Here is a 25,813-nt window from a genome sequence, read left to right on the forward strand (position 1 = left end):
GACGAGGTGACTACCTCGGCGAGAGGACGCTGCCCAGGTAGTCACTCCGTCCGGCTCGACGCGCCTTCCTGGGCCGCCGACCAGGCGTAGGCCTCGTCGTGGAGCAGCTCCTCGTGGGTGCCGCGCGCGCGAACCGTCGCGGGCTCGCCCGGGCCGAGCACCAGCACCTCGTCCACGTCCGCGAGCGGGGTGAGCCGGTGCGTGGCGACGAGCACCGCCCGCCCGGTCGAGCGCGCGTGCTCCGCGAGGGTCCGCACGAGCGCGTCCGCGGTGGCGGCGTCGAGATGCTCGGCCGGCTCGTCGACGAGGAGCACGCGGGCCGGGGCGAGGAGGGCGCGGGCCACCAGCAGCCTGCGGCGCTCGCCGCCCGAGATCGCGGCGGCGTCCGAGCCGAGGACCGTGCCCAGGCCGTCGGGCAGGGCGTCCAGCCACCCGCCGAGGCCCACGGCGAGCAGCGCCTCCCGGGCCTCGTCCGGCGTGACCTCGCCGCGGGCGACCCGGAGGTTCTCCAGCACCGTCGTGTCGAACACGTGCCCGTCCTCGGCGACCAGGAGGGCCGACGGCGACGCGACCGTCCCGGACACCGGCGGGATCAGGCCCGCTGCCGTGGCCAGCAGCGTGGTCTTGCCGACGCCCGACGGCCCGGCCAGGGCCACGACCGAACCCGGTCCCAGGGTGAGCGAGATCCCTGCGACGACGACCCGGTCGCCCCACCCGGCGGTGACGTCGGTGAGCTGGAGCAGGGGCGCGCCGTGATCGGGCTCGCCGTCATCGGGCCGCGCGTGATCGGTAGTTCGTCGCATGATCGGTAGTTCGAGCTGCCGATCATGCGACGAACTACCGATCACGTCGGAGCCGCCAGCGCCCAGCAGCGACAGCAGCCTCCCCGCCGCCGCCCGCGACCGGTGGAGCTGGACCGCCGCCGCCGGCAGCCCGGCCGTCGCCTCGAAGACCGCGAGGGGGGTCAGCACGACGACCGTCAGCTCCTCCGGCGTCAGGCGCCCCTCGAGCACCGCCGGGACCCCGAGCGCGATCGCCGCCACGACGGCGAGCCCCTGGGCGAGCGCCCCGATCAGGGCGGAGAGCCCGGTGGTGCGGGCGCCGGCGTCGGCGACGGAGGTGAGGCGGTCGTCGGCGCGCGCGAGGGCGGCGAGCCGGTCGTCGAACCGCCCGGCCACCCGCAGCGGGGCGGCGTCCTCCAGGAGCTCGAGCGTCAGCGCCGTCACCTCGCCCCGCGCGGCGGCGCCCTGCACCTCGACGGTCGCGGCGGCCCGCGCGGCGAGCCACGGCGCCGCGACCCCCGCGAGCAGGAGGCACGCGGCCAGGGTCGCCCCGGCCGCCGGCAGGAAGGCCCCGATCAGCACGACGGACGCCAGCCCGACCACGAGCGCCACCCCCGCGGGGACGAGCGCGCGGACCACCACGTCGCCCACGTCGTCGACGTCCGCCCCGAGCCGGGCGAGCAGGTCCCCACGGCGCACGGTCAGGGGAGCGCTGCTGCGGGCCAGGGCCTCGTACACGTTGGCGCGCAGCGCCGCCATGCCGCGCAGCGCCACGTCGTGCGACGCCAGGCGCTCGCAGTAGCGCAGCACCCCCCGCCCGATGCCGAACGCCCGCACCGACACCACCGCGACCGACAGCGTCAGCACCGGTGGCATCTGCGACGCCCGAGCGACGAGCCACGCGGCCGCAGCCGCCAGCCCGATGGCGCAGACGAGCGCCAGGGTCCCCAGCGCGATCGCCGCCGCGACCTTCCCGGGCCGCACCTCGAGCAGCGGCAGCACGCGTCGCAACGGGTCGCCGCTCCGGCGGAGGGCGCCCGACGCCGGACCCCGTGTCGCGCTCATGCCTCACCTCCGGCCGAGGGTGTGGTCATGGCGGGGGCTGGGGCCGACGACACGTCGACGACCTGGTCGGCCAGTGCCAGGAGCGACGCCCGGTGGGCCACCACCAGGACGGTGCGACCCTCGTCGCGCCAGGTCGACACCGTGTCCAGCACGGCCTGCTCGCCCCGCGCGTCGAGGTGCGCGGTGGGCTCGTCGAGGATGACGAGGGGCCGGGCGGCAGCGTCGTCCAGGAGCGCTGCGGTGAGTGCGACCCGCTGCCGCTGCCCGACGCTCAGCCCCACCCCGCCGAGCCCCACGACGGTGTCCCAGCCCAGCGGCAGGTCCGCCACGACGGTGTCGAGGCCGGTGCGTCGGGCGGCGGCCTCCAGGTCGGGGCCGACGCCGGAGCCCGCCGGGCCGCCCGCCGTGCCCGTGCCCCGAGGTGAGCCGTCCGCCCGGCCGGCCAGGACGACGTCGTGCACCGTGCCCGGCGGGAGCGTGGGGCGCTGGGGCACCCAGGTGAGCTGCGCCCACCAGGAGCCGAGGTCGACGTCGGCGAGGTCCACCGGGCCGGTGGCGTCGCGGGGCGCGAGCCGGATGCGCCCGCTGTGGGGCCGCAGGAGGCCGAGGAGAGCGAGGACCGTCGTGGACTTCCCGGCGCCGCTGGGCCCGCGCAGGGCGACGACGCGGCCGGTGCCGGGCGTGCCGTCGCCGAGCGGGATGCGAGCCGAGAGGCAGGCGGGGGCGAGCACGGCGCGGCCGCCGGCGCGGACGGAGACGTCGTCGAGGAGGATCGTTCCGCCCGCCGCCCGGACCGCCCCTTCCGAGGGCCTGGCGGCGACCAGACGTGCACCCACAGCGCGGAAGGCCTGGTCCGCGGCCGCGAGCCCGTCCGTGGACGCGTGGAACTCGGCGCCCACACGCCGCAGCGGCAGGTAGACCTCGGGCGCGAGCATGAGCACGGCGATGGCGGGCTCGAGCGGCATCGCCCCCTCCACGAGCCGGAGCCCCACGCCGACCGCCACGATCGCGACCGACAGCGTGGTCAGCAGCTCGAGCACCATCGAGGAGAGGAACGCGACGCGGAGCGTCCCCATCGTGGCGTGGCGGGAGGCCTCGCCGAGCTCCCGGACGCGGGCTCCCGGACCGAGCGCGCGGCCGAACGCGCGGAGCGTCGGCAGGCCCGCGACGAGGTCGAGCACCTGGGCGCCGAGCCGCTGCACGGTGGCCAGACGCCGCTCGGACGTGCCCGCCGTGAGGCGCCCGACCAGCACCATGAACAGCGGCACCAGGGGCAGCGTCACGACCACGACCAGCGCCGACACCCAGTCCAGCGTCCATACGACCACCACGAGAGCGGGCGTGAGAATCGCCGTGAGGACGAGCTGGGGAAGGTACCGCACGAGGTAGGGCTCGAGCGCGTCGAGGCCGCGCGTGGCGAGGGTCGCCACGTCGGCCTCGCGGCTGACGTCGGACCGCGGGGACCGCGTCGCCCAGGCCTTGACCACCGCGGCGCGCAGCTCGGCGACGGTCCGGGCGGCGGCGCGCAGGGCGTACCGGTCCTGCGCCCAGGCGACCCCGGCGCGGGCGCCCACCACGAGCAGCAGCGCGCCGAAGGGCCAGGCGACGACAGGCCCGGACGTGCCGGTCCCGGACACCACGGGGGTCAGGATCCGGGCGACCAGGAGCGCCTGGCCCACCACGAGCGTGGCCGAGAGCGTGCCGAGGACCACCGTCAGGACCAAGTAGGCGCGCGCGGCCGGGCTCTGCGCCAGACGAGGGTCGAAGGGCTTCACGAGCCCATCCTCGCGTGCGCGCTCAGAAGGCCGCGTCCCTGATCCGCTGCCAGGTGAGCCCGGCGGGCGCGGGGATGTGCTCCACGCTGAGCCGACGGCGGAACACCCAGTACGTCCACGCCTGGTAGGCGATGACGAGCGGCGTGAGGAAGGCGGCCACCCAGGTCATCACGGTGAGGGTGTACGGGGTGGAGGCCGCCTCCGCGACGGACAGCGACGCGCCGCCGTCCAGGCCCGGCATGACGTCCGGGAACATGGAGCCGAAGATGAGCACCGCCGTCGCCACGATCGACACCGCCGAGAGCGTGAAGGCCCAGCCCTCGCGGCCCGCCCCGTTGGTCACGACCACGCCCAGCAGCGCGGCGCCGGCCACGGCCACCGCCACCCAGGTCCAGCCCGTGGAGAAGGCGACCTGGGCCCAGACGGCCCAGCCGCCCGCCACGACGACGGCCGCTACGGACAGCCCACCGGCGAGCCGGCGGGCACGGTGCCGGATGTCGCCGTCGGTCTTGAGCGCAACGAACACCGTGCCGTGGAGCAGGAAGAGCACGAGCGTCGTGAGGCCGCCGAGGAGCGCGAAGGGGTTGAGCAGCGCCCAGAAGCCGCCGACGTACTGGTGCGCCTCGTCGAGGTGCACCCCGCGGACGAGGTTGGCGAACGCGACGCCCCACAGCACGGCGGGCAGCCACGACCCCACCTGGATCGCCACGTCGCAGCGGCGGGCCCAGGCGGCGTCGGCGATCTTGCCGCGGTACTCGAAGGCGACCCCGCGCACGATCAGGGCCACGAGGATCAGCAGTAGCGGGATGTAGAACCCCGAGAAGAGGGTGGCGTACCACTCGGGGAAGGCGGCGAAGGTGGCGCCGCCCGCGGTGATCAGCCACACCTCGTTGCCGTCCCACACCGGCCCGATCGTGTTGACCAGGAGCCGGCGCTCCTTCTCGCGCGCCGCGGCGTCGCCGCGGGGGAGCAGCGACGCGAGCATACCGACGCCGAAGTCGAAGCCCTCGAGCACGAGGTACCCGGTCCACAGGACCGCGATAAGGACGAACCAGACGATCGTGAGATCCATATCTCTTCCTGTCGAAGAACTGAAAGGCGAGCGGCAGCGGCCGAGCCCGGCGGCTCGGGATCAATAGGCGAAGGAGAGGGGACGGTCCGCGTCGTCGTCGGCCCGGGCCTCCGGCGAGTCGTCGTGGACGACGCGCGGCACGCCCTCGACCGCGTAGCGGTGCATGAGGCGGAACCAGACCACGGCGAGCCCGCCATAGAGCAGCGTGAAGACGATCATCGAGGCGAGCACCATCCCGGGGCTCACCACCGTCGAGACGCCTCGCTCGGTCAGGAGGCGCACCATGTCGATGCCGGTCGGGTTCGGCACGACGACCCACGGTTGCCGGCCCGTCTCGGTGAAGATCCAGCCGAACGACGACGCCAGGAACGGCGTGGGGATCGCGGCGATCCCGAGGCGGGCCAGCCAGGGGTTGCCGCTGACCCGCCCGCCCCGGGTGAACCAGAGCGCGGCGAGGGCGAGGGCCACCGAGCCGGCCGCGAAGCCGATCATGAGCCGGAAGCTCCAGTACGTGAGCGCGAGGTTCGGGGTGTAGACGACCGGGTCGCCCGCCGCGTCCGTGTCGCCGTAGCGCGCGGTGTACTCCTCCTGGACGTCCTCGACGCCCGGCAGGTAGCTCTCCTCGCCGGAGAAGTGCCCGGTGCCGAGGTAGCTGGACAGGCCGGGCACCTCGATGAGGTGCCGCACGCCCTCGCAGGAGTTGGTCAGGTCCCCGATCGTGAGGATCGAGAAGGCCGCGGCCTCGGTGCCTTCGCAGAGGGCCTCGGCCGACGCCATCTTGGCCGGCTGCTGCTCGAACATCAGCTTCGCCTGGAGGTCGCCCGAGGCGGCGACGCCGATCCCGGCCACGAGCATCGTGACCGTGCCGAGGATGACGGCGGGCCGGTAGACCGTGCGCGCCAGCTCGACGTTGTCGGGGGTGCGGGTGCGTACGAGGCGCACCATCCACCAGGCGGCGATGCCCGCGACGAACGTGCCCGCCGTGAGGAAGGCCGCGGTGACGGTGTGCGGGTAGGCCGCCCACAGGGTGTTGTTGCCGAGGATCGCCCAGATGGACTCCATCTCGGCGCGGCCGGTCTCCGGGTTGAACCGGGTGCCGACGGGGTGCTGCATCCACGAGTTGGCCGCGAGGATGAAGAAGGCCGACAGGTTGACCGCGACCGCGACGGCCCAGATGCAGGCCAGGTGCACGCGCTTGCTCAGCCGGTCCCAGCCGAAGATCCAGAGGCCGAGGAAGGTGGACTCGACGAAGAACGCGGCCAGGGCCTCCATGGCGAGCGGGGCGCCGAAGACGTCACCCACGAACCGGGAGTACTCGCTCCAGTTCATGCCGAACTGGAACTCCTGCACGATCCCGGTCACGACACCGAGCGCGAAGTTGATGAGGAAGAGCTTGCCGAAGAACTTGGTCAGCCGGAGCCAGCGCTCGTTCCCGGTGCGGACCCAGGCGGTCTGCATGATCGCCACGAGCGGTGCGAGGCCGATGGTGAGCGGCACGAAGACGAAGTGGTAGACGGTGACGATGGCGAACTGCCACCGGGCGAGGTCGAGGGCGTCCACAGGGGGCTCCGTTCTTCAGAGCCAGGGCTCTGCGGGTGCGGTCGAGATGCTTGTGAAGGCGTTCACAAGACGGTACCGGCGCTCGCGTGCTCGGCGCGCGCCTCAGCGGGTGACATCGACCACAACCGGACCCAGCGGCCCGCGGCGGCGGCTCCGGACCGGCGTGGCGCGCGGGGCGCGCCGGTGCTGCTCGCTCCTCGGGCGGGGGTGACCTGCTGTGCGATACTTGACGTAGCTGTGCTGGGCCCCACACCCCCGCACGGCCTGACGAGCCAGCAGCTCCGCGATCCGCACGCGGTGCCGCGACGAAGGACTGTGAAGGGGTCCGGTGTCGCAGGCGTCCGCGAAGACGTGGCAGAGGTGGCCGCAGCCGAGACTTCCGTCCCGGCACTCGCTGAGACGCGACGTGCCCCAGGGCGACCGACCGCCTGGCGGTCCGCGGGTGTGGGGCGGACCCTGGGTCACAGGAGAACAGCACGTGACGCCTCGCAGCACCACAGATTCAACCCTCGGGTCACAGAACGATCACGACGCTCCCGGCGGGAGCGCCGGGACGGGGCAGGGCGAGGAGGTGCAGGCCACGTCCGGCGGGCGTCCTACGCGCCGCCGAGCTGTCCGCCCCACCGCTGCGCCCGCTCCTGCCGTCGTGCCGATCGTGGTGGCCTCGCCCACCACGGACGCCCCGGCCGCCGGCGAGCAGGCTGCCCCCTCGGCGTTCGTCGTGACGTCCGCCGACGCGCCCGAGGCACCGCGCAAGCGGTCCCGGCGCGCCATGCGCGACACGGCCGCGCCGCCCGCAGTGGTCCCGCCTGCCACGACCGGTGACCTCACCACGCCGGTGGCCGACGACGAGCCCACGCCCGTCGAGGAGGTCGTCGAGCCCGGCGACCTGTCGCTCGACGACCGGTCCGCGGAGACCGACCCGGCCGAGGTCGAGGTCGAGGAGCCGGTCACGGCCGCGAAGGACCTGTTCGCCGGCCTCCGCCTTCCCGAGCGCGCGGTGGAGCAGCAGCAGGCCGCCCCCGCGGGCGGGATCCGGAGCCTGGACGACATCGTGCTGCCCGGCGGCCCCACCGCCCGCGCAGAGGCCCCCGCCGCGCCCGCCGAGGAGCCCGCGGCCGAGGAGCCCAAGGCTCCCCGTGCGCGTCGCCGCACCAAGGCCGAGCCCGCCGAGACCCCGGCTGTGACGGAGGACGTGGAGCCGGCGCCCAAGGCGCGCTCGCGCCGTCGCGCCACCACGGCCGCCACCACGCCGGCCCCGGAGGACCTCGGCATCGTGCTGCCTGAGGCGTCTGCGACACCCGCTCCGGCAGAGCAGGCCGAGCCGGCCTCGGTCGAGCCCGCGCCCGCCCCGGCGGCGGCCGCGGAGCCCGCCGCCGAGAAGCCTGCCCGCGCCCGCCGCACCACGCGGCGCCGCGGCGCCGACGAGGCCGACGCGCCGGCCCAGGCGTCCACCGCACCGGCTGCCGCCGCGGCGGAGGCCCCGGCCCGGGCGGAGTCGCCCGCCGGCACGACCGGCGGATCGCGCACGCCTCGCCTCGCCACGACGGCGCTGCTCTTCCAGGCGCCGGACCTGTCCGCCGCCCGCCGCCCGCGTCGCGCTCAGGCGCCCGCAGGCCCGCCGCGCCCCCACGAGGCCGAGCAGGAGGCCGCGGAGCCCGCGCGCGAGGCCCCGGCACAGCGTGAACCGGCACAGCGTGAGTCGGCACAGCGTGCGATGGCCGGCGCAGAGGCCGCGCCGGTTGCCGAGACCCGTCCGTCCGGCCGTCGTCGCCGCGCGGCGACCCGGCCCGCCGCGTCGCCGGACGCGCACGTGGCGCCCGTCGCCGAGCGCGCCGCCGAGCCCGCCGGGACCATGGCCGCCGAGCCGACCGCCGAGCCGGCAGCGACCGAACCGGCAGCCGCTGCTGCGACCACCGCCGCGCCGCACGAGGTCGTGCCTGCCGACGTCGACGAGACGTTCGCCACCGGCGCCGTGGAGCCCGTCACGGACGCGACCCCGCAGTTCCTCGCGGCCGAGCTCAGCGAGGACGACGCCGCGGCGGCCGAGGAGGTCGGGCTCATCGAGTCCGAGCTGCTCGCCGAGGGTGTCGAGCTCGCGGACCTCGCTCCTGAGGACTTCGAGGAGCTCGAGGAGGAGGACGAGGACGACCTGCGGCCGGTGCGCCGCCGTCGCCGCCGAGGTGGCCGTGGCCGCCGCGGTGGCCGGGTCCGCGACGGGTACGACGACGAGTCGGACGAGGACGCCGACGAGCGTGAGGAGTCCGACGAGCCCGGGTCCGCTGACGAGGAGGCGACGGCCGAGGACGAGGCCGCTCCGACGTCGGCCGACGAGGACGAGGACGAGGGCGACGACGAGAGCGGGAGCCGCCGTCGGCGCCGCCGTCGCCGCGGCACGCGCGGCGAGCGCGCGGAGGCGGCTGCGAGCCGCACCCGCGAGCGGGCCGTAGGCCCGGTCTCCGACGAGGTGACCGCGCTGAAGGGCTCCACGCGGCTCGAGGCCAAGCGCCAGCGCCGCCGCGAGGGCCGCGACGCCGGGCGTCGCCGCCAGATCATCACGGAGGCCGAGTTCCTGGCCCGCCGCGAGTCGGTCATGCGCTCGATGGTGGTGCGCGAGAAGGACGGCCGCACGCAGATCGCGGTGCTCGAGGACGGCGTGCTCGTGGAGCACTACGTCTCGCAGCAGTCGCAGACGTCGATGGCCGGCAACGTGTACCTGGGCCGCGTCCAGAACGTCCTGCCCAGCATGGAGGCCGCGTTCGTCGACATCGGCAAGGGCCGCAACGCCGTGCTGTACGCGGGCGAGGTCAACTGGGACGCCGCGGGCCTCGAGGGCCAGCCGCGCCGGATCGAGCAGGCGCTGAAGTCCGGCGACTCGGTGCTGGTGCAGGTCACCAAGGACCCGATCGGCCACAAGGGTGCGCGACTGACCAGCCAGGTCACGCTCGCGGGCCGCTACCTCGTGTTCGTCCCCGGTGGCGGCATGACCGGCATCAGCCGCAAGCTGCCCGACACGGAGCGCAACCGCCTCAAGAAGATCCTGCGCGAGGTGGTCCCCGAGGGGGCCGGCGTCATCGTCCGTACCGCGGCCGAGGGCGCGAGCGAGGACGAGCTCCGGGCCGACGTGGAGCGCCTGCAGAACCAGTGGACCCAGATCGAGAAGAAGTCGAAGACCGCGAACGCCCCGGCCCTGCTCCAGGGCGAGCCGGACCTGGCGATCCGCGTGGTCCGTGACATCTTCAACGACGACTTCTCGTCGCTCGTGGTGCAGGGCGACGGGGCGTGGGACGAGATCTCGTCGTACGTCGACGAGCTCGCGCCGGACCTGCGGGAGCGGGTCTCGAAGTGGGCCGAGAACACGGACGTCTTCGTGGTGCACCGGGTGGACGAGCAGCTCGCCAAGGGTATGGACCGCAAGGTCTGGCTGCCGTCGGGCGGCTCGCTGGTCATCGACCGTACCGAGGCCATGACCGTCGTCGACGTCAACACCGGCAAGTTCACCGGTGCGGGCGGCACGCTCGAGGAGACCGTCACGCGGAACAACCTCGAGGCGGCCGAGGAGATCGTGCGGCAGCTCCGGCTCCGCGACATCGGCGGCATCATCGTGATCGACTTCATCGACATGGTGCTCGAGTCCAACCGTGACCTGGTGCTCCGTCGCCTGGTCGAGTGCCTGGGCCGGGACCGGACCAAGCACCAGGTCGCCGAGGTGACGTCGCTGGGCCTGGTCCAGATGACGCGCAAGCGCGTGGGCCAGGGCCTGGTCGAGGCGTTCTCCGAGACGTGCGAGCACTGCCACGGGCGTGGGTTCATCGTGCACGAGGAGCCGATCGAGCGCGGCGGGTCCTCCGGCTCCACGGGCTCGCAGGGCGCCGCCGCGCCGGTGGCGCACGGCTCCCAGGTCAACGGGGCGGTCCCGGAGGAGGGGCGCGGCAAGCGTCGCAAGCGCGGCGCCGCCACCCCGGTCAAGGAGGCGGCGGCCGCGTCGGCCGTGCCCGTCCTGCCGGACGAGCGGTCCGAGGCACGTGAGGCCGTGAAGGCCACGCTCGCCACGATCGCGGCAGCTGCCGCGCACGCGCACGAGACGCGGGACCACGAGCACGCGTCCGACTCCGGGCACGCGGCCTCAGCGGACCCGTCGCACCTCGCGGCGCTCGCCGAGGCCGTGGGCGGCACGCCCGTCGAGGAGCCGGCAGACCTGGTGGTCCAGGCCTCGACGGTCGACGCCGACGCGACGGAGGCCTTCGTCGAGGACGCGGTCGCCACGCAGACCGGTGCTGAGTCCGAGGCCGAGGCTGAGGTGACGGACGCGCCGGAGGCGGGGTCCGACGTCGGGCAGGGTGGCGAGCCGCCCAAAGGAGCTGGCGACGAGGTCGCCTAAGCGAGGGTTCTGGCAGCGGCTGATGGGCCGCTGAGGCAGGGCTGAACAGATCGGGACGCCGAGGTAGTTCCCTCGTCCGAGTCTCCCAGGATGAACGTGCCTGGGATCGGGGACGAGGAAACTACCTCGGCGTCCCGATCCGCATGTCCCGCCTAGGCTCGGTCCGTGAACCCCGAGATCTACGCCACAGGCCCGCAGGTCACCCTGCGGGGCTGGACCCCGCGTGACCTGGCTGTCTTCCGCGAGTGGATGCGGCCCGGGCACGACTGGCACCGCTGGGACGGGCCGTACTACCCCGTGCCGTCCGACGCCGAGGCGGACGCCGCGGTCGAGGCCCTGGCCCGGGCTGCCGGGGTCGTCTCCGCGCCCGCGCCCGGACCTGCGCCCGGGTCCGACGGGCTGCCGCCCCGCCGCCTCGTGATCGACGTTGGCGGCGAGCTGGTCGGCACCGTGGCCTGGTACTGGGAGTCCCGCGAGACGGCCTGGGTCCGGACCGGCATCACGGTCTACGACCCGGAGGTGCGCGGTCGGGGGATCGGGCGCGAGGCGCTCGGGCTGTGGGTGTCGTACCTGTTCGCGGCCACGGACTGGGTGCGGCTCGACTTCGCGACGTGGTCCGGGAACCACGCCATGCTGGCGGTCGGGCGCGCGCTGGGGTTCACCGAGGAGGGCCGGTTCCGGCAGGCCCGCGAGGTGGACGGACGGCGGTACGACTCGGTGGTCATGGGAGTTCTGCGCGAGGAGTGGCCGGGCTGAGCCCCGGTGGTTGACTGGACCCATGGACGACGGCTTCCGGTCCGGCCGGCTCGAGGTGATCGCCGGCCCCATGTTCGCGGGAAAGTCCGAGGAGCTGGTGCGCCGGGTGCGGCGCGCGCAGATCGCCCGGCGCGGGGTGCTCGTCGTGAGCCACGCGATGGACACGCGGCGGGGTTCCGGCGTGGTGGCGTCGCACTCAGGGCTCGAGGTGGAGTCGGTGGTGGCGTCGTCGGCGGAGGAGATCCCGGCGCTCGTGACGCCCGCGACGGAGCTGGTGGCCGTCGACGAGGCGCAGTTCTTCGGTGTGGCGCTCGTGCCCGTGGCGACGGTCCTCGCGGACTCTGGGCTCGTGGTCGTCGTGGCCGGGCTGTCGGTCACGTTCGACGCGCGCCCCTTCGAGCCGCTGCCCGCGCTGATGGCGCTGGCCGAGTCGGTCGTGAAGCTCACGGCGGTGTGCGCGGTGTGCGGCGCGGACGCGGCGTTCCACGTCAGGACGGCACCCCTCCCGGTGGACGACGACGGCCCGGCCGGCTCCGGCTCGTCCCTCACGCCGGTCCCGGCGCACGTGGGCGGCGCCGACCTGTACGAGGCGCGCTGCCGGCGGCACCGGGCCTGACGCCCGCCTCCGCCTCAGTCCTCGAATGTGGAGGACCGAGTCTGCGGTTCCGCTCCGCGCGGGTCCTTGCTCCGCTGCGGCCCCACGCTGCGCTGCACCTCCGCCTCAGTCCTCGATCAAGGGGACGAACTGGTAGGCGCCATGGTCCGTGGTGCGGATGCTCCCGTCGGGTAGCCGTTCGACGAGGTACATGGTGGTGCGCACCGGGATGACCATGCGGCCCCCGTAGCCGATCTGGTCCACGAGCTCCTGCGGCATCTCGGTGGCCGACGCCGAGACGAGGACCCGGTCCCAGCCGCCCGGTCGCGGGACGCCGAGCACGTCAGGCTGAGCCGGGACCACCCGCGCCCACGGCATCCCGGCGGCCTGGACGTTGCGGGCGCCCCACTCCGCGAGGGCGGGCTCACGCTCGACCCCCAGCACCTCGCCCGACGGGCCCACGAGGGCCGCCAGGAGGGCGGTGGTCCAGCCGGAGCCGGAACCGACGTCGAGGACCCGGGCGCCGACCGGCACCTTGAGCAGACGGAGCATCGCCGCCACCGTGGTCGGCTGTGAGGACGTCTGGCCGCCCCCGATCGGCAACGGTCGGTCGTGCCCGGCGAACGGCTGCTGGGAGCGGGGCAGGAAGCCGCGCCGGGCGACGGCACGCATCGCCCTGCCGACCGCGTCCTCACGGCCGTCCTGGAACTGGTGTGCGCTCGACCTCATCGCATGTCTCCTCCTGACACTGTAAGCACAGCCGATGAGGGCTCGCCGGTCCGGCGGCTGCGATGGCGAACCCCGGTCCGTCGGGTCATGGTGGAGGCATCGGTCGGCGCGGACCTGCGCCGACCCCGACGAGGGGAGCACCTATGGCTGGGACGGTCGCACGGATCACGGAGATCAGCGCGCGCTCGGACACGAGCTTCGAGGACGCCATCCGCGTCGGCGTCGACCGCGCCAACGAGACGCTGCGCAACGTGAGCGGAGCGTGGGTCAAGGAGCAGAAGGTCGAGATCGAGAACGGCTCCATCGTGGCCTGGCAGGTGGCCATGCAGATCACGTTCATCCTGGACTGACACCACCTCACCCCCGGGTGCACGGGTCGCCGGCCGGAGGGCCGGCGGACCGTGCACCCGGCATGTCCGGGCCCGGGCGGGCGGCGGGAGACCCGTATGCGCGTGGGCCCGGATACGTGGTTGCCCTGATTGCCGCGGCGTGGGGGACCGGCCTACGGTCGAAAAGTTAGGAAAGAGAACAATTCCTGACCAGACCGTCCGGCGCCCGAACGAGGGCGCCGGTTCCCGTACCGGAAGGGCCCGCCATGATCCGCAAGAAGCTGGCCGCCGTCGTCGCCTCGGCGGCGGTGGCGGTCTCGGGCGTGGGGATCGGCATCGCTGCCGCCACCTCCGCTGCCGCCGCGACCCCCATCCCGCCGCAGGTGTTCGCCCCCTATTACGAGATGTGGCTCGGCGACGACATGTCGACCCTGAGCCAGCAGTCCGGCGCCGACTACCTCACCCTCGCGTTCCTCCAGACCGCCACCCCCGGGTCCTGCACCCTGCTCTGGAACGGCGACACCGCCGTCAGCCAGGCAGCGTGGGGTGGCGAGATCGCCGCCGTCCGTGCGCAGGGCGGCGACGTCATCCCGTCCCTCGGCGGCTACACCGCCGGCACCACGGGCACCGAGCTCGCCGACAGCTGCAGCAACGTGAGCTCCATCGCGACCGCCATCCAGAACCTCGTCACCACCTACGACGTGACCCGCCTGGACTTCGACGTCGAGTCCACCTCGCTCGGCAACACCGAGGGCATCGACCGCCGCAACAAGGCGCTCAAGCTGGTCCAGGACTGGGCCGCCGCCAACGGACGCACCCTCGAGATCCAGTACACGCTCCCGACCAGCACGAGCGGCCTCTCGGCGGCGGGGATGGCGCTGCTGCGCAACGCCATCTCCAACGGCACCCGGGTCGACCTGGTCAACATCATGACCTTCGACTACTACGACGGCCGCACGCACGACATGGGGCAGAGCACCATCTCCGCCGGGACCGGCCTGTTCAACCAGCTCAAGACGCTGTACCCCGGCAAGACGGACGCCCAGCTGTGGCGCATGGTCGGCATCACCGAGATGGTCGGCATCGACGACTACGGTCCCGGCGAGACCTTCACGCAGCAGGACGCGGGCGAGGTGCTGCAGTGGGCTACTGGCCGCATCGGCTTCCTGTCCTTCTGGGCCCTGCAGCGCGACAACGGCGGCTGCCCCGGGACGGTGGGCGCGGGCACCTGCTCCGGCATCGTCCAGCCCACGTGGTTCTTCAGCCAGGCCTTCGCGCCCTTCACGTCGGGCGGCTCGACGAACCCGACGCCCACCCCCACGCCGACACCGTCGCAGCCGGGTACGTGCACCGCCACGCCGTGGAGCTCGTCGGCCGTGTACACGGGCGGGGCGCTCGTCTCCCACGCGGGCCGCACCTGGTACGCCAAGTGGTGGACCCAGGGGGAGACGCCCGGCACCGCGGCGGTCTGGGAGGACCGGGGCGCCTGCGCCGGCACGACGCCGAGGCCGACGCCGACCGTCACTCCTACCCCGACTCCGACCCCGACCCCGACCCCGACGCCCACCGCGCCCGCCGCGGCCCCGTGGAACGCGACCACCGCGTACACGGGCAGCTCCCGGGTCACCCACGGCGGCCACCTGTGGCGCGCCAAGTGGTGGACCCAGGGCGACGTCCCCGGCGCGGCCCAGTGGGGCCCGTGGGAGGACCTCGGCGTCGCCTGACGCGCGCCGAGCCATGACACCAGGCGGGACGTGGCCCATCCCACGTCCCGCCTGGTTTGAGTACGCACGTACCGTCACGTACTCTTGTGTGTCGGTGCGCTGTCTGCGTACCAGTCCCGCGTGCCCATGGCGCATCGCACTCGACCGCCGCGGCGGTCCGAGTCTCAGCCAAGCCGGTGAACTCCGTCGTGCGAGCACGCAAAGACTAGAGAGATGAGTTGCAACGTGGTGTACGCGATCGTCAAGGCCGGCGGCCGTCAGGAGAAGGTGTCCGTCGGGGACATCGTCGTCATGGACCGTGTCCAGGCGGCACCCGGTGAGAGCATCGAGCTCGCTGCCCTCCTGCTCGTGGACGGGGAGAAGGTGACCACCGACGCCGCAACGCTGGCGAAGGTGAAGGTCACCGCCGAGGTCGTTCGGGACGAGAAGGGTCCGAAGATCGTGATCCTCAAGTTCAAGAACAAGACCGGTTACCGCAAGCGCCAGGGTCACCGCCAGAAGCTGACCCGCGTGAAGGTCACCGGCATCAAGTGACGTCGGTGGGGCTGCAGCCCCCCGGATTCCCCCCGTTCTTCGGCACGAAAGCAGGATGAGATGGCACACAAGAAGGGCGCGAGCTCCTCGCGCAACGGTCGTGACTCCAACGCCCAGCGCCTCGGCGTCAAGCGCTTCGGCGGGCAGGTCGTGAAGGCCGGCGAGATCATCGTCCGCCAGCGCGGCACCCACTTCCACCCGGGCGCCAACGTCGGTCGCGGTGGCGACGACACGCTGTTCGCCCTCACCCCGGGCGCCGTGCAGTTCGGCACGCGTCGTGGCCGCAAGGTCATCGACATCGTGGCCGTCGAGGCCTGAGCCTTCGACACAGTCTTCGGGAGGGGCGCACCGACGCGGTGCGCCCCTCCTGCTTTGCCCCAGCAGTGAGAGGATCAGAACATGGCCAGCTTCGTCGATCGCGTCGTGCTTCACGTCGCAGGCGGTGACGGCGGGAACGGCTGCGCCTCGATCCGCCGGGAAAAGTTCAAGCCGCTCGCCGGCCCGGACGGCGGCAACGGCGGTGACGGCGGCAGCGTCCGCCTCGTCGTCGACCGCCAGACCACCACGCTCCTCGAGTACCACCACTCGCCGCACCGGTACGCCCCGAGCGGCACGCAGGGCCAGGGCGACGACAAGGACGGCGCCAAGGGCGGCGACCTGGTGCTGACCGTCCCCGAGGGCACCGTCGTCAAGGACACCGACGGCAAGGTGATCGCCGACCTCGTGGGCGTGGGCGCCGAGTACGTGGCTGCGGCCGGCGGCAAGGGCGGCCTGGGCAACCGGGACCTCGCGTCCGCCAAGCGCAAGGCCCCGGGCTTCGCGCTGCTCGGCGAGCCGGGCGAGACGGCCGAGCTGGTCCTGGAGCTCAAGACCATCGCCGACGTGGCGCTCGTGGGCTACCCGAGCGCCGGCAAGTCGTCGCTCGTGGCGGCCATCTCGGCGGCGCGCCCCAAGATCGCGGACTACCCGTTCACCACCCTCGTGCCCAACCTGGGCGTGGTGCAGGCCGGCGACTCCCGCTACACGGTGGCCGACGTCCCGGGTCTGATCCCCGGCGCCTCGGAGGGCAAGGGCCTCGGCCTGGAGTTCCTCCGCCACATCGAGCGCACCGCCATGATCGTGCACGTCCTCGACTGCGCCACGCTCGAGCCGGACCGTGACCCGATCAGCGACCTCGACGTGATCGAGAACGAGCTGGCGACCTACGCGGGCGACCTCGGGATCGAGGGCGGTCGCGTGCCGCTCATGGAGCGCCCGCGCCTCGTGGTGCTGAACAAGATCGACGTTCCCGAGGCGCGCGACCTGGCCGAGATGGTGCGTCCCGAGCTGGAGGCGCGCGGCCTGCGGGTCTTCGAGGTGTCGACCGCGAGCCACGAGGGTCTCCGCGCGCTGACCTTCGCGCTCGGCGAGATCGTCGAGAAGGCGCGTGCCGAGGCACCCGCGCCCGAGCCCGCCCGCATCGTGCTGCGGCCTCGCGCCGTGAACGACGGCGGGTACACCGTGCGCCGCCTCGGCGGGGCCGAGAGCTACTGGTTCGAGGTGCGTGGCGTGAAGCCCGAGCGCTGGGTGCGCCAGACCGACTTCAACAACGACGAGGCCGTCGGCTTCCTCGCCGACCGGCTCGCGAAGCTGGGCGTCGAGGACGGCCTGCTCAAGGCCGGTGCCGTGGCAGGCGACGAGGTGCGCATCGGCGACCCGCGCAACTCGGTCGTGTTCGACTGGGAGCCCACCTTCCAGACCGGCGCCGAGCTCCTCGGGTCGCGCGGCACGGACCTGCGCCTCGACGACAACTCGCGCCCCACGCGCGGCGACCGCCGTCGCGAGTTCACCGAGCGCATGGACGCCAAGGCCGAGGCGCGGCGCGAGCTGTGGACGGAGCGCGAGTCGGGCGTCTGGACGGACCCGAACAAGGACTGACGCCCGCCCGCTGTGGGTACACGTATGGTCGCCTCTCCGCGCGGAGAGGCGACCATACGTGTACCCACAGCGACCACGGGGCGATATGGAGCGGCGGCCGGGGGCCGCCACCGGCGATGATGGGGCTCGTGAACGCCATCGTCTCCCGGTCTGCGATCTCCACCGCCCAGCGCGTGGTGGTCAAGATCGGTTCCTCGTCCCTCACGGGCGCCGACGGGCACCTGGACCTGGCCGCGCTGCGCGCCCTCGTGGACGTGCTGGCCGCGCGCCGGGCCTCGGGCGGCCAGGTCGTCCTCGTGACGTCCGGCGCGGTGGCCGCGGGACTGGGACCCTTGCGGCTGCCGGCCCGTCCGCGCGACGTCGCGACCATGCAGGCGGCCGCGTCGGTGGGGCAGGGCCAGCTCGTGGCCCGCTACACGGAGGCTTTCGCCGCGCACGGCCTGCCCGTGGGCCAGATCCTGCTCACGGCCGAGGACACGGTGCGCCGCCTGCGCTACCGCAACGCGCAGCGCGCCCTGGAGCGCCTGATCGCGCTCGGCGTCGTCCCGGTGATCAACGAGAACGACGCCGTCACCACCGACGAGCTGCGCTTCGGCGACAACGACCGGCTCGCCGCCCTCGTGTCGCACCTCGTCCGGGCCGACGCGATGGTGCTGCTCACGGACGTGGACGGCCTGCACGACGGCCCGCCGTCGCGTCCCGGGTCCCAGCGGATCCCGTACGTGGGCTCGCTCGACGACGTCGCGGGGGTCGAGGTCACCGCGCGCGGGAGCTCCGTGGGCACCGGCGGCATGGTCACCAAGCTGGAGTCCGTACGCATCGCCACGGGGGCGGGCATCCCCGTGGTCCTGACCCGTGCGGGCAACGCGGCGGCCGCGCTCGCCGGCGAGGACGTGGGTACCTTCTTCGCGACCACCGGCAAGCGCTCGTCGGCCCGCCGCCTCTGGATCGCGCACGCCGCGCTGACGCACGGACGGCTCCACCTGGACGACGGCGCCGTCCGTGCCGTCCTGGGCGGCCGCGCGTCCCTGCTCCCCGCCGGCATCACGGGGGTCGACGGCGACTTCGAGGCGGGTGACCCTGTGGAGCTCGTCGCGCCGGACGGGCGCGTCGTCGCCCGCGGCCTCGTCGCGTTCGGGGCGGGCGAGATCCCGGCCCTGCTGGGCCGCTCCACCTTCGCGCTGCGCGAGGAGCTGGGGGAGGGCTACGACCGCGAGGTCGTCCACCGCGACGACCTCGTCCTGGAGACGTCGCTCCCGTCGCGGTGAGCGCCCGGGGCGCCCGGCGCGCCCGGGCTGTCCGGCGCGCCCGGCCTGTGGATAGCCGCTCGGCCTCGGCGGCAGGGCGTCGTAGGCTCGTTCCATGACCAGTCTGCTGCCCGACGCCGAAACCTCCTCCGCGCACACCGCCGCCGCTCCCGGGCTCACCCCGGCCGGCGCGACGGTGCCGCCGGCGGCCGGGTCGTCGTCCGGCACCGGGGTGACCGACGAGGTGACCGCTGGTGTCCAGGACGTGGCACGGCGCGCCAAGACCGCGTCGCGGGCGCTCGCGACCGCGAACCGCGGCACCAAGGACGCGGCGCTGCACGCGCTGGCCGACGCGCTGGTGACGCACGCGGACAGGATCGTGACCGCCAACGCGGAGGATCTCGAGCGAGGCCGTGCGAACGGGATGGCTGACGGCCTGCTGGACCGGCTGGCTCTCACCTCCGACCGCATCGGGAAGATCGCGGACGCCCTGCGGGAGGTCGCGGTCCTTCCCGACCCGGTGGGCGAGGTGGTGCGCGGGCAGACGCTGCCCAACGGCCTGCGTCTGCGCCAGCTGCGCGTGCCGATGGGCGTCGTCGGCATGATCTACGAGGCGCGGCCGAACGTGACCGTCGACGCCGTAGGGCTCACGCTCAAGAGCGGCAACGCGGTGATCCTGCGTGGCGGCTCCGCGGCGTCGTCGTCCAACGCCGTGATCGTGGAGGTGCTGCGCGGCGCGCTGGAGTCCCAGGGGCTGCCCGCGGACCTCGTGCAGTCCGTCGACGCGTACGGACGCGCGGGTGGCGTCGCGCTCATGCAGGCGCGCGGCCTGGTGGACGTGCTGGTCCCGCGCGGCGGGGCCGACCTGATCCAGACGGTGGTGCGGGAGTCCCGCGTGCCCGTCATCGAGACCGGCGTGGGCAACGTGCACGTGTACGTCGACGCCACGGCAGACCCTGTCATGGCGCTCGAGATCCTGATGAACGCGAAGACCCAGCGCGTCGGCGTCTGCAACGCCGCGGAGACGCTGCTCGTCCACGCGGACGCGGCTCCCGGGTTCCTGCCGGACGCGCTGCAGGCGCTCGCGGGCGCCGGGGTGGTGCTGCACGGCGACGACGTCACGCGGGGCCTCGCGCCGTCCGGCGTGGAGGTACAGCCCGCGACGGACCACGACTGGGCAACCGAGTATCTCGCCCTGGAGCTCGCGGTCCGGGTGGTCGACGACCTGGACGCTGCGATCGAGCACATCCGGGAGTGGACGTCGGGCCACACGGAGGCGATCGTCACCAGGGACCTCGCCGCGTCCGAGCGCTTCGTGGCCGAGCTCGACTCCGCCGCCATCATGGTCAACGCCTCGACCCGGTTCACGGACGGCGGCGAGCTGGGCCTCGGCGCGGAGATCGGCATCTCCACGCAGAAGCTCCACGCCCGGGGGCCGATGGGTCTCGCGGAGCTCACCACGACCAAGTGGGTGGTCCAGGGGGACGGCCACGTACGCCCCTGACCACCCGTCCCGCCGCCCTCGGCGTGTCGCCCGGTGCGCCCCGGCCGCCATGGTGACGTGAGAGACTAAGGGCCACCCGAGCACGTACCACATGGAGGAAAACCCGTGCTGCACACCGCAGTTCTTGCCGCCCAGGCCGCCACGGAGCACGTGAACGAGCCGATCAACCCGATCGTCCTCGGTCTCATCGCCTTCGGCTCGCTGATCGCTGCGCTGCTCGTCACGTATGCGTTCCGCAATGTCGGCAACCGGCACTGATCTGACGGCCCAGGTGACGGGGAACCGACGCGACCAGTGACGACGAGCCAGCGGCCACGCATCGGCGTGATGGGCGGCACCTTCGACCCCATCCACCACGGCCACCTCGTGGCGGCCAGCGAGGCTGCTGCACACCTCGGGCTCGACGAGGTCGTCTTCGTCCCCACGGGGCGTCCGGGCTTCAAGCAGCATCAGGACGTCACGCCCGCCGAGCACCGGTACCTCATGTCGGTGGTCGCCACGGCGTCCAACCCGCGCTTCACCGTGAGCCGGGTCGACATCGACCGCCCGGGGCTCACCTATACCGTAGACACGCTGCGTGACCTGCGCGAACAGCGTCCCGGCGCCGACCTGTACTTCATCTCCGGCGCCGACGCGATCGAGCAGATCCTCACGTGGAAGGATGCCGAAAAGCTGTGGGACATGGCACACTTCGTCGCGGTCACCCGACCGGGGCACCGCCTGAGCGTGGATGGTCTGCCCGTAGGCGGAGTGACGACGCTCGAGGTCCCGGCGCTCGCCATCTCCTCGACCGACTGCCGTCGTCGGGCGAGAGCGGGTCAGCCGGTGTGGTACCTGGTGCCCGACGGCGTGGTCCAGTACATCGCCAAGCACGGACTGTATCGAGGTCTTCACGATGAGTGACAACAATGGTCGTCCACTGACGCGGCGCGAGCTCCGTGAGCGCGAGGCCGCACAGGCCGCTCAGGCCGCTCCCGCAGGCGGGTTCCCGCCGGGCGGGCAACCGCCTGCCGGTCCACCCGGCGCCCGGCCGCCCGGCCCGGAGCAGGGGTACCCACAGCAGGCTCCCGTGGTGCGCCCGCCGCAGGCCTCGGGCGGGATGCGTGGCGTCGACGCCACCGGTCGGCTGACGCCCGTGCGCCAGGTCGGCGAGCCCGGCGCTGCGCCGCCGCCCGCACAGGGCGGGGGGCAGGGGCCTGCGCGTCCGTCCGCCTACGGCGGCGGACAGCCCGCCGGATACCCGCCGCAGGGCCCCCCCACGACCCAGGGTCGGCCCGGTCCTGGCGCGCCAGGCGCGCCCGGTTCCGGAGGCCAGTACCAGGGCGGTCCCGGCGGAGCCCCCAGCCCGTTCGGTCGTCCGGCAGCGCCCGGTCCCGCGGCACCCGCCCCCCAGCAGGCGCCGCCGGGCCGCTTCGGCTCAGCCCCTGCCGCGCCGTTCCCCGGTGCGGGCGACTCGCAGAGCTGGCAGGCCCAGGCTCCCGCCCCCGCCCGCCCCGCCGCACCTGAGCGTCCCGCCGCCTTCGGCGCGGCCCCGGGTCCGGCGGCCCCGCCGTCGCCCTTCGGTGCTCCTCCCGCCCAGGGCGGTCAGCGTCCGGGGGCTCCAGGTGCGCCGAGCGCCCCCTCGGGTGCGGGCCTGCCGTGGGACGCCGCAGCGGCGCAGAACGCACCCTCGGCACCGGGTGCCGGAGCCGGACTCCCGTGGGAGTCCGCGGCCGTGCAGGCCGTGGCCCCCGCGTCCGTGCCGCCGGGTGGCATGCCCCCCGGTGGCGGCTCACCGTTCCCCTCGCGGGCAGGCGGTCCTGGTGGTCCCGGCCCCATGGGCCCCGGTGGCCAGGGACCCGGCAACGGGTTCGAGGTCCTCGTCGGATCCGGTCGGCCCCAGTCCGTCCGGTCCGGCCAGCAGGCCGACGAGTGGGACGAGGTCGAGGAAGACCCGGGCCCCTCGTACACCTGGCTGCACTACATCATCCTCGTGGTTGTCGCGTTCGTCCTGGGTCTCCTCATCTGGAAGCTCGTGCTGGCAGGCCCGGAGACCGGATTCGACACCGGAGAGGCGGCGGCCCTGCTGGGCCTGCTGATCGATCAACAAGCAGGGAGTACCGCATGACGGCCACAGAGCGTTCGGTCGAGCTGGCGATCATCGCGGCACGTGCCGCATCCGACCGCAAGGCGCAGGAGATCATCGCGCTGGACGTGAGCGAGCAGCTGGTGCTCACGGACATCTTCCTCATCGCGTCCGGTACCAACGAGCGTCAGGTCTCCGCGATCGTCGACGCCGTCGAGGAGGCGATGATCAAGTCGGGCGTCAAGGCGATCCGTCGCGAGGGCAAGTCCGAGGGGCGGTGGGTGCTCCTCGACTTCGGCGACATCGTGGTGCACGTGCAGCACGCCGAGGACCGGGTCTACTACGCGCTCGAGCGCCTCTGGAAGGACTGCCCGGCAGTCGAGCTGCCGGAGGACGCCCGCGGCAGCGACGAGGTCCGCAACGAGTACAGCGACTACGCCGACTTCGCCGACGACGGAGCGATCCACCTCTCCTCGGAGCCGCGTCAGTGACGGCAGGCACCGTCGTCCTTCTTCGGCACGGCCGCACCGCGTACAACGCGGGCCTGCGGTTGCAGGGCCAGATCGACATCCCGCTCGACGACGTCGGCCGCTGGCAGGCCGCGCAGGGTGCCGCGGCACTGGCCGCGTCCCACAAGGCGTCCGTCGTGGTGTCGAGCGACCTCGTCCGGGCCGTCGACACGGCCGACGCCTACGCAGAGGCCGTGGGGGTCACGGTGTCCACGGACCCCGAGCTCCGCGAGCGCAGCTTCGGTGCCTGGGAGGGTCTCACCGACGGCGAGATCGCCGAGCAGTGGCCCGAGGAGCATGCGGCCTGGCGCAGCGGCGCCGAGCCGGTGCGTGCTGGGGCCGAGACCAAGGCTGCCGTCGCCGAACGCATGGCGGCCGCGGTGAGTCGGCATGCCGACGCGCTGGAGCTCGACGACACGCTCGTCGTGGTCTCCCACGGAGCCGCCATCACGCTTGCGGTCACCCGTCTGCTCGGGCTCGACCCGGGGGAGTGGCGCGGCCTCCACGGGCTGCACAACGTGCACTGGTCCCACCTGCACCGCTCGGGCCCTCAGGGTGTCCCGGCGTGGCGGCTGGTGGCCCACAACGTGGGTGCCGGCTATCCGCTGGACCAGTGGCAGGCCGGTCCGGACTGGAATCTCGAGCCCTCCACCAGGTGATCAGGTCCACACAGACCGGCCCGGATTCCGATTTGGTCACCCGGCGCCGGTCTGCGTAGACTTACCGAGCCCGCCCGGCAGCAGTCGGGCGTTCGGGGCTGTGGCGCAGCTGGTAGCGCACCTGCATGGCATGCAGGGGGTCAGGGGTTCGAATCCCCTCAGCTCCACCAAAAATACAGGTCAGGGCCGTGTCGGAGACGACGCGGCCCTGACCTGTTTCTGTCAGCCCGTACGGCCAGCCCGTATGGCGCTCGATCTGCGGTCCGGCTACTGACCGGGTTCCTCGAGCTCGCCCGCAGAGGCGGCGCCGCGGCGTTGCCCCGCGGCTCGGACGAGAACCCAGACGGTCAGCGCGACGATCGTCGGGATGACCGCGACCACGACGAACAGCACGAGCCAGTGCCAGATCTGCATGTTGCCCACCGGGGACCTCCGACGCGGAACGGATACGACAAACTAGACAGTACCGCTGGTCAGGATCGTGCCAGGACTCGGCACGCGGCCGCCGTCACGAGGAACGCGGCCCAGCCCGCGGCCAGGGCAGCCGTTCCCGAGATGTCCTGTCCCAGGTAGTAGCCCGTCACGAAGGCGACGAGGCCGATGCTGGCTGTCACGACCTGGCGGGAGAACTCGGCGATCCGGTGCCGGGCCTCGAAGGCGATGAGGACGCCGGAGTAGGGGAACGTGACGATGAACCCGCTCAACGCGTCCCCGAGCAGCAGCATGGAGAACGCACCGAGGAAGACGACCAGCAGCCGGAGGGGCACGGGCAGGGCGGCGCGGCCCGGTTCCGGGCTCGCGGGCCCCAGGGTCACGGAAGCGGAGGCGACGGACACCACCGCAGCCGAGCGTCGACGGAGGACCAGCACCGCTGCCGCCCAGACCGGTACCACCACCAGGAGCGCGATCCCCATCGGCACGTCGCCCAGCCGGGCCAGGGCGATGCTCACGCCGACGTACCACGCCGCCCCGGCGGCCACCGCGAGCGCGATGTGCAGGTGCAGCCACGCCCGGCACATCGTGACCACACCGAAGAACGAGACCAGCACGAGGACGCCGATCGCCTGCGCCCCGTCGACCCGGACCCCGGTGGTGACCAGGACGAGCGACATCGGGATGGGGAGGCTGTAGACGAGGGCCTGCCACCGCACCGACCGGATCAGGCTGACCGCCCAGACCACCAGCGTCAGGAGGGCGGCGGAGACGACGGTCATCGGGGAGCGAGCCTGGCGGGGGCGACCACGGGGCGATCGTAGGCGCTCTCACCTGCGCGGATGGCTGAGTCTCGTGGGGGCGGGGGCTCACTTTGGTGCCCGGGCACCTGACCGTCTAGACTGACCGAGCCCGCTTGGCAGAAGCCGAGTGCGGGGCTGTGGCGCAGCTGGTAGCGCACCTGCATGGCATGCAGGGGGTCAGGGGTTCGAATCCCCTCAGCTCCACCAAAGGAGCAGGTCGGAGGGCCGTTCCGTCATCCTGGACAGGATGACGGAACGGCCCTTTGTCGTGCGCGGCCATGTGTGCTTGACGTTCTCAGCCCCTCGTGTTTCCCTCACCGACCACTTGGCGAAACAAGGCCGAAACAATGGGTAAATTCCGACCAGTTCTCGCCTATTTAGCAAGGATCGGGTTGCAGTGTCAATCAACTGCCCGATTTTGGTCCTGTCTGGAGCCAGTCACTGTCAGGGAGTGGTTACCTTTAGACAAGGACTGCTGAGATGGGGCTCGCCGCGGAACGAGGACGTGCCAAGGGGTAGCAGGGTGGCCATCCTCGTTCCGCGCCGTTGTGTCCAGAGGGGGAGTTCGGAAGGAGCTCCCACCTGACGCTGAACGACACAGGGGGTCGTCCTGAGCGCCACCGTTACACAGTCCCTTTCCTTCGACAGCGAACTCGCGGAGGCCGTCGTGCTGCACGACGCCCACGAGATCCCGATCACCGCACGCAGCGTGGTCGTGAACTGCGGCACCACCGACGCGTACACCGGCACGGCGCAGCTCGCGCCGTTGCCGCCGCGGAGCTCGACAGTCGTCTCCGCGGGAACGGTCACCGGCGAGCTGGTCGTCGTGGTGGCCCCGCGGGACGTCGGTGACCAGGAGCGGCTCGTCCGCGAGCTCGGCTGGACCGACTTCTACGGGGGCGGAGGACCTGTGCTGTTGAGGTCGTCGCAGGACACCCTCGGCACCGTCGAGCTCGACCGCAGGACGGTGCTCCGTCAGCCCGACCTCGAGCCGGGCGCGAAGCCCTTTACCGTCCGGGCCAACCTCTGGTTCAGCCCCGCCGGCACAGACTGCGGGATCCACAGGATCCATCCGTTCATCGAGGTCCACACTCAGGTCAGCGGGTACGGCCGGATGCAGAAGTTCGACTCCGACGACTTCGCGAGCCTCTACGAGGACCAGCAGCTCAGCCCGGGCGTCACGAACCCGGTTCCGTTCTGCACGGACCGGGACGGCGACCTGGTCTACCCGTGGCACCAGTACCGGGCGGACACCGACTGCGTCTGGCTCGCCCTCGAGTACCACGAGGTCTGAACCGCCTCCCCGCTCTCGCACGCCTCACCCAGTGCTACGCCCCGGCCTGCCGGCGACCAGACCAGCCGGCCGTACCGGGCG

General features: G+C 73.1%; 23 protein-coding genes and 2 tRNA genes. 18 read left to right on the plus strand and 7 right to left on the minus strand.

Annotation, left to right across the window (positions count from 1 at the left end; translation table 11 throughout):
* Positions 1-41 precede the first annotated feature (41 nt).
* From cydC to D1350_RS18780, 4 genes are read right to left on the minus strand one after another with little or no spacing between them, the layout of a single operon-like run.
* Positions 42-1,847: a thiol reductant ABC exporter subunit CydC gene (cydC, locus tag D1350_RS18765; RefSeq protein ID WP_125777569.1), complete on the minus strand. Its 1,806-nt coding sequence runs from the start codon at positions 1,845-1,847 to the stop codon at positions 42-44.
* Entirely contained in the window at positions 1,844-3,622 is a 1,779-nt protein-coding gene (gene cydD / locus D1350_RS18770; protein ID WP_125777570.1) for a thiol reductant ABC exporter subunit CydD, read from the minus strand. The genes cydC and cydD overlap by 4 nt, the downstream gene beginning before the upstream one ends.
* 22 nt (positions 3,623-3,644) lie before the next feature.
* Complete coding sequence (gene cydB, locus D1350_RS18775; RefSeq protein ID WP_125777571.1) at positions 3,645-4,694, minus strand: cytochrome d ubiquinol oxidase subunit II; 1,050 nt, start codon at positions 4,692-4,694, stop codon at positions 3,645-3,647.
* A gap of 60 nt (positions 4,695-4,754) precedes the next feature.
* Complete coding sequence (locus D1350_RS18780) at positions 4,755-6,254, minus strand: cytochrome ubiquinol oxidase subunit I (RefSeq protein ID WP_125777572.1); 1,500 nt, start codon at positions 6,252-6,254, stop codon at positions 4,755-4,757.
* 478 nt (positions 6,255-6,732) lie between these two features.
* Here D1350_RS18780 and D1350_RS18785 point away from each other — a divergent pair, with 478 nt between their 5' ends.
* From D1350_RS18785 to D1350_RS18795, 3 genes are all read left to right on the plus strand, one after another.
* Positions 6,733-10,635 (plus strand): Rne/Rng family ribonuclease, encoded by a 3,903-nt coding sequence (locus tag D1350_RS18785; RefSeq protein ID WP_338068187.1) that lies wholly within the window; start codon positions 6,733-6,735, stop codon positions 10,633-10,635.
* Positions 10,636-10,800: 165 nt separating this feature from the next.
* Positions 10,801-11,391 (plus strand): GNAT family N-acetyltransferase, encoded by a 591-nt coding sequence (locus D1350_RS18790; RefSeq protein WP_240644197.1) that lies wholly within the window; start codon positions 10,801-10,803, stop codon positions 11,389-11,391.
* A gap of 22 nt (positions 11,392-11,413) precedes the next feature.
* The gene (locus D1350_RS18795; RefSeq protein ID WP_125777573.1) at positions 11,414-12,007 is read left to right on the plus strand and encodes a thymidine kinase; all 594 of its coding nucleotides are present in this window, start codon (positions 11,414-11,416) and stop codon (positions 12,005-12,007) included.
* Between the two features lie 105 nt (positions 12,008-12,112).
* On the opposite strand, the gene D1350_RS18800 is transcribed toward D1350_RS18795, so the two are convergent.
* The gene (locus D1350_RS18800) at positions 12,113-12,715 is read right to left on the minus strand and encodes a protein-L-isoaspartate O-methyltransferase family protein (RefSeq protein WP_125777574.1); all 603 of its coding nucleotides are present in this window, start codon (positions 12,713-12,715) and stop codon (positions 12,113-12,115) included.
* 143 nt (positions 12,716-12,858) lie between these two features.
* Here D1350_RS18800 and D1350_RS18805 point away from each other — a divergent pair, with 143 nt between their 5' ends.
* The 13 genes from D1350_RS18805 (at position 12,859) to D1350_RS18860 (ending at position 23,373) form a co-directional block, all read left to right on the plus strand.
* Positions 12,859-13,065, plus strand: a complete 207-nt coding sequence (locus D1350_RS18805) for a dodecin family protein (RefSeq protein WP_125777575.1) — start codon at positions 12,859-12,861, stop codon at positions 13,063-13,065.
* A gap of 245 nt (positions 13,066-13,310) precedes the next feature.
* A complete protein-coding gene (locus tag D1350_RS18810; protein ID WP_125777576.1) occupies positions 13,311-14,768 on the plus strand; it encodes a chitinase in 1,458 nt (485 codons plus the stop codon).
* A 225-nt stretch (positions 14,769-14,993) separates the two neighbouring features.
* Positions 14,994-15,302, plus strand: a complete 309-nt coding sequence (rplU, locus tag D1350_RS18815; RefSeq protein WP_206074607.1) for a 50S ribosomal protein L21 — start codon at positions 14,994-14,996, stop codon at positions 15,300-15,302.
* 60 nt (positions 15,303-15,362) lie between these two features.
* Positions 15,363-15,620 (plus strand): 50S ribosomal protein L27, encoded by a 258-nt coding sequence (gene rpmA, locus D1350_RS18820; RefSeq protein ID WP_125777578.1) that lies wholly within the window; start codon positions 15,363-15,365, stop codon positions 15,618-15,620.
* A gap of 81 nt (positions 15,621-15,701) precedes the next feature.
* Complete coding sequence (gene obgE / locus D1350_RS18825; protein ID WP_125777579.1) at positions 15,702-17,219, plus strand: GTPase ObgE; 1,518 nt, start codon at positions 15,702-15,704, stop codon at positions 17,217-17,219.
* Between the two features lie 119 nt (positions 17,220-17,338).
* Complete coding sequence (gene proB, locus D1350_RS18830) at positions 17,339-18,487, plus strand: glutamate 5-kinase (protein WP_125777612.1); 1,149 nt, start codon at positions 17,339-17,341, stop codon at positions 18,485-18,487.
* Between the two features lie 94 nt (positions 18,488-18,581).
* Entirely contained in the window at positions 18,582-19,970 is a 1,389-nt protein-coding gene (locus D1350_RS18835; protein WP_125777580.1) for a glutamate-5-semialdehyde dehydrogenase, read from the plus strand.
* 105 nt (positions 19,971-20,075) lie between these two features.
* Complete coding sequence (locus D1350_RS23855) at positions 20,076-20,228, plus strand: hypothetical protein (RefSeq protein WP_164545232.1); 153 nt, start codon at positions 20,076-20,078, stop codon at positions 20,226-20,228.
* A gap of 36 nt (positions 20,229-20,264) precedes the next feature.
* Positions 20,265-20,873, plus strand: a complete 609-nt coding sequence (nadD, locus tag D1350_RS18840) for a nicotinate-nucleotide adenylyltransferase (protein WP_276313775.1) — start codon at positions 20,265-20,267, stop codon at positions 20,871-20,873.
* Positions 20,866-22,077, plus strand: coding sequence for a hypothetical protein (locus D1350_RS18845; RefSeq protein ID WP_125777581.1), 1,212 nt, complete (start codon positions 20,866-20,868; stop codon positions 22,075-22,077). Before nadD ends, D1350_RS18845 begins: the two co-directional genes overlap by 8 nt.
* Positions 22,074-22,526 (plus strand): ribosome silencing factor, encoded by a 453-nt coding sequence (gene rsfS, locus D1350_RS18850; protein ID WP_125777582.1) that lies wholly within the window; start codon positions 22,074-22,076, stop codon positions 22,524-22,526. The genes D1350_RS18845 and rsfS overlap by 4 nt, the downstream gene beginning before the upstream one ends.
* Positions 22,523-23,203, plus strand: coding sequence for a histidine phosphatase family protein (locus tag D1350_RS18855; protein WP_125777583.1), 681 nt, complete (start codon positions 22,523-22,525; stop codon positions 23,201-23,203). The genes rsfS and D1350_RS18855 overlap by 4 nt, the downstream gene beginning before the upstream one ends.
* A 94-nt stretch (positions 23,204-23,297) precedes the next feature.
* Positions 23,298-23,373, plus strand: a tRNA-Ala gene (locus D1350_RS18860).
* Positions 23,374-23,470: 97 nt separating this feature from the next.
* On the opposite strand, the gene D1350_RS23860 is transcribed toward D1350_RS18860, so the two are convergent.
* Together D1350_RS23860 and D1350_RS18865 are read right to left on the minus strand one after the other, a co-directional pair.
* Positions 23,471-23,626 (minus strand): Sec-independent protein translocase family protein, encoded by a 156-nt coding sequence (locus D1350_RS23860; RefSeq protein ID WP_164545233.1) that lies wholly within the window; start codon positions 23,624-23,626, stop codon positions 23,471-23,473.
* Between the two features lie 50 nt (positions 23,627-23,676).
* On the minus strand, positions 23,677-24,417 hold the full coding sequence (locus tag D1350_RS18865; protein WP_125777584.1) for a hypothetical protein: 741 nt from the start codon (positions 24,415-24,417) through the stop codon (positions 23,677-23,679).
* 152 nt (positions 24,418-24,569) lie between these two features.
* Between D1350_RS18865 and D1350_RS18870 the strand changes: the two genes are divergently transcribed.
* Positions 24,570-24,645: transfer RNA gene (locus D1350_RS18870), tRNA-Ala, on the plus strand.
* Between the two features lie 460 nt (positions 24,646-25,105).
* A complete protein-coding gene (locus D1350_RS18875) occupies positions 25,106-25,732 on the plus strand; it encodes a hypothetical protein (RefSeq protein ID WP_125777585.1) in 627 nt (208 codons plus the stop codon).
* The last annotated feature ends 81 nt before the right edge of the window (positions 25,733-25,813 follow it).

The sequence above is a fragment of the Antribacter gilvus genome, assembly GCF_003946865.1.
Taxonomy (GTDB): domain Bacteria; phylum Actinomycetota; class Actinomycetes; order Actinomycetales; family Cellulomonadaceae; genus Antribacter; species Antribacter gilvus.

Excerpts from the sequence above, each read along its gene's own strand:
- obgE (WP_125777579.1), top strand. The coding sequence starts at position 15,702 with ATGGCCAGCTTCGTCGATCGCGTCGTGCTTCACGTCGCAGGCGGTGAC.
- proB (WP_125777612.1), top strand. The coding sequence starts at position 17,339 with ATGGGGCTCGTGAACGCCATCGTCTCCCGGTCTGCGATCTCCACCGCC.
- D1350_RS18835 (WP_125777580.1), top strand. The coding sequence starts at position 18,582 with ATGACCAGTCTGCTGCCCGACGCCGAAACCTCCTCCGCGCACACCGCC.
- D1350_RS18845 (WP_125777581.1), top strand. The coding sequence starts at position 20,866 with ATGAGTGACAACAATGGTCGTCCACTGACGCGGCGCGAGCTCCGTGAG.
- D1350_RS18795 (WP_125777573.1), top strand. The coding sequence starts at position 11,414 with ATGGACGACGGCTTCCGGTCCGGCCGGCTCGAGGTGATCGCCGGCCCC.
- cydB (WP_125777571.1), bottom strand. The coding sequence starts at position 4,694 with ATGGATCTCACGATCGTCTGGTTCGTCCTTATCGCGGTCCTGTGGACC.
- rsfS (WP_125777582.1), top strand. The coding sequence starts at position 22,074 with ATGACGGCCACAGAGCGTTCGGTCGAGCTGGCGATCATCGCGGCACGT.
- D1350_RS18800 (WP_125777574.1), bottom strand. The coding sequence starts at position 12,715 with ATGAGGTCGAGCGCACACCAGTTCCAGGACGGCCGTGAGGACGCGGTC.
- D1350_RS18865 (WP_125777584.1), bottom strand. The coding sequence starts at position 24,417 with ATGACCGTCGTCTCCGCCGCCCTCCTGACGCTGGTGGTCTGGGCGGTC.
- cydC (WP_125777569.1), bottom strand. The coding sequence starts at position 1,847 with ATGAGCGCGACACGGGGTCCGGCGTCGGGCGCCCTCCGCCGGAGCGGC.
- D1350_RS18805 (WP_125777575.1), top strand. The coding sequence starts at position 12,859 with ATGGCTGGGACGGTCGCACGGATCACGGAGATCAGCGCGCGCTCGGAC.
- D1350_RS18810 (WP_125777576.1), top strand. The coding sequence starts at position 13,311 with ATGATCCGCAAGAAGCTGGCCGCCGTCGTCGCCTCGGCGGCGGTGGCG.
- rpmA (WP_125777578.1), top strand. The coding sequence starts at position 15,363 with ATGGCACACAAGAAGGGCGCGAGCTCCTCGCGCAACGGTCGTGACTCC.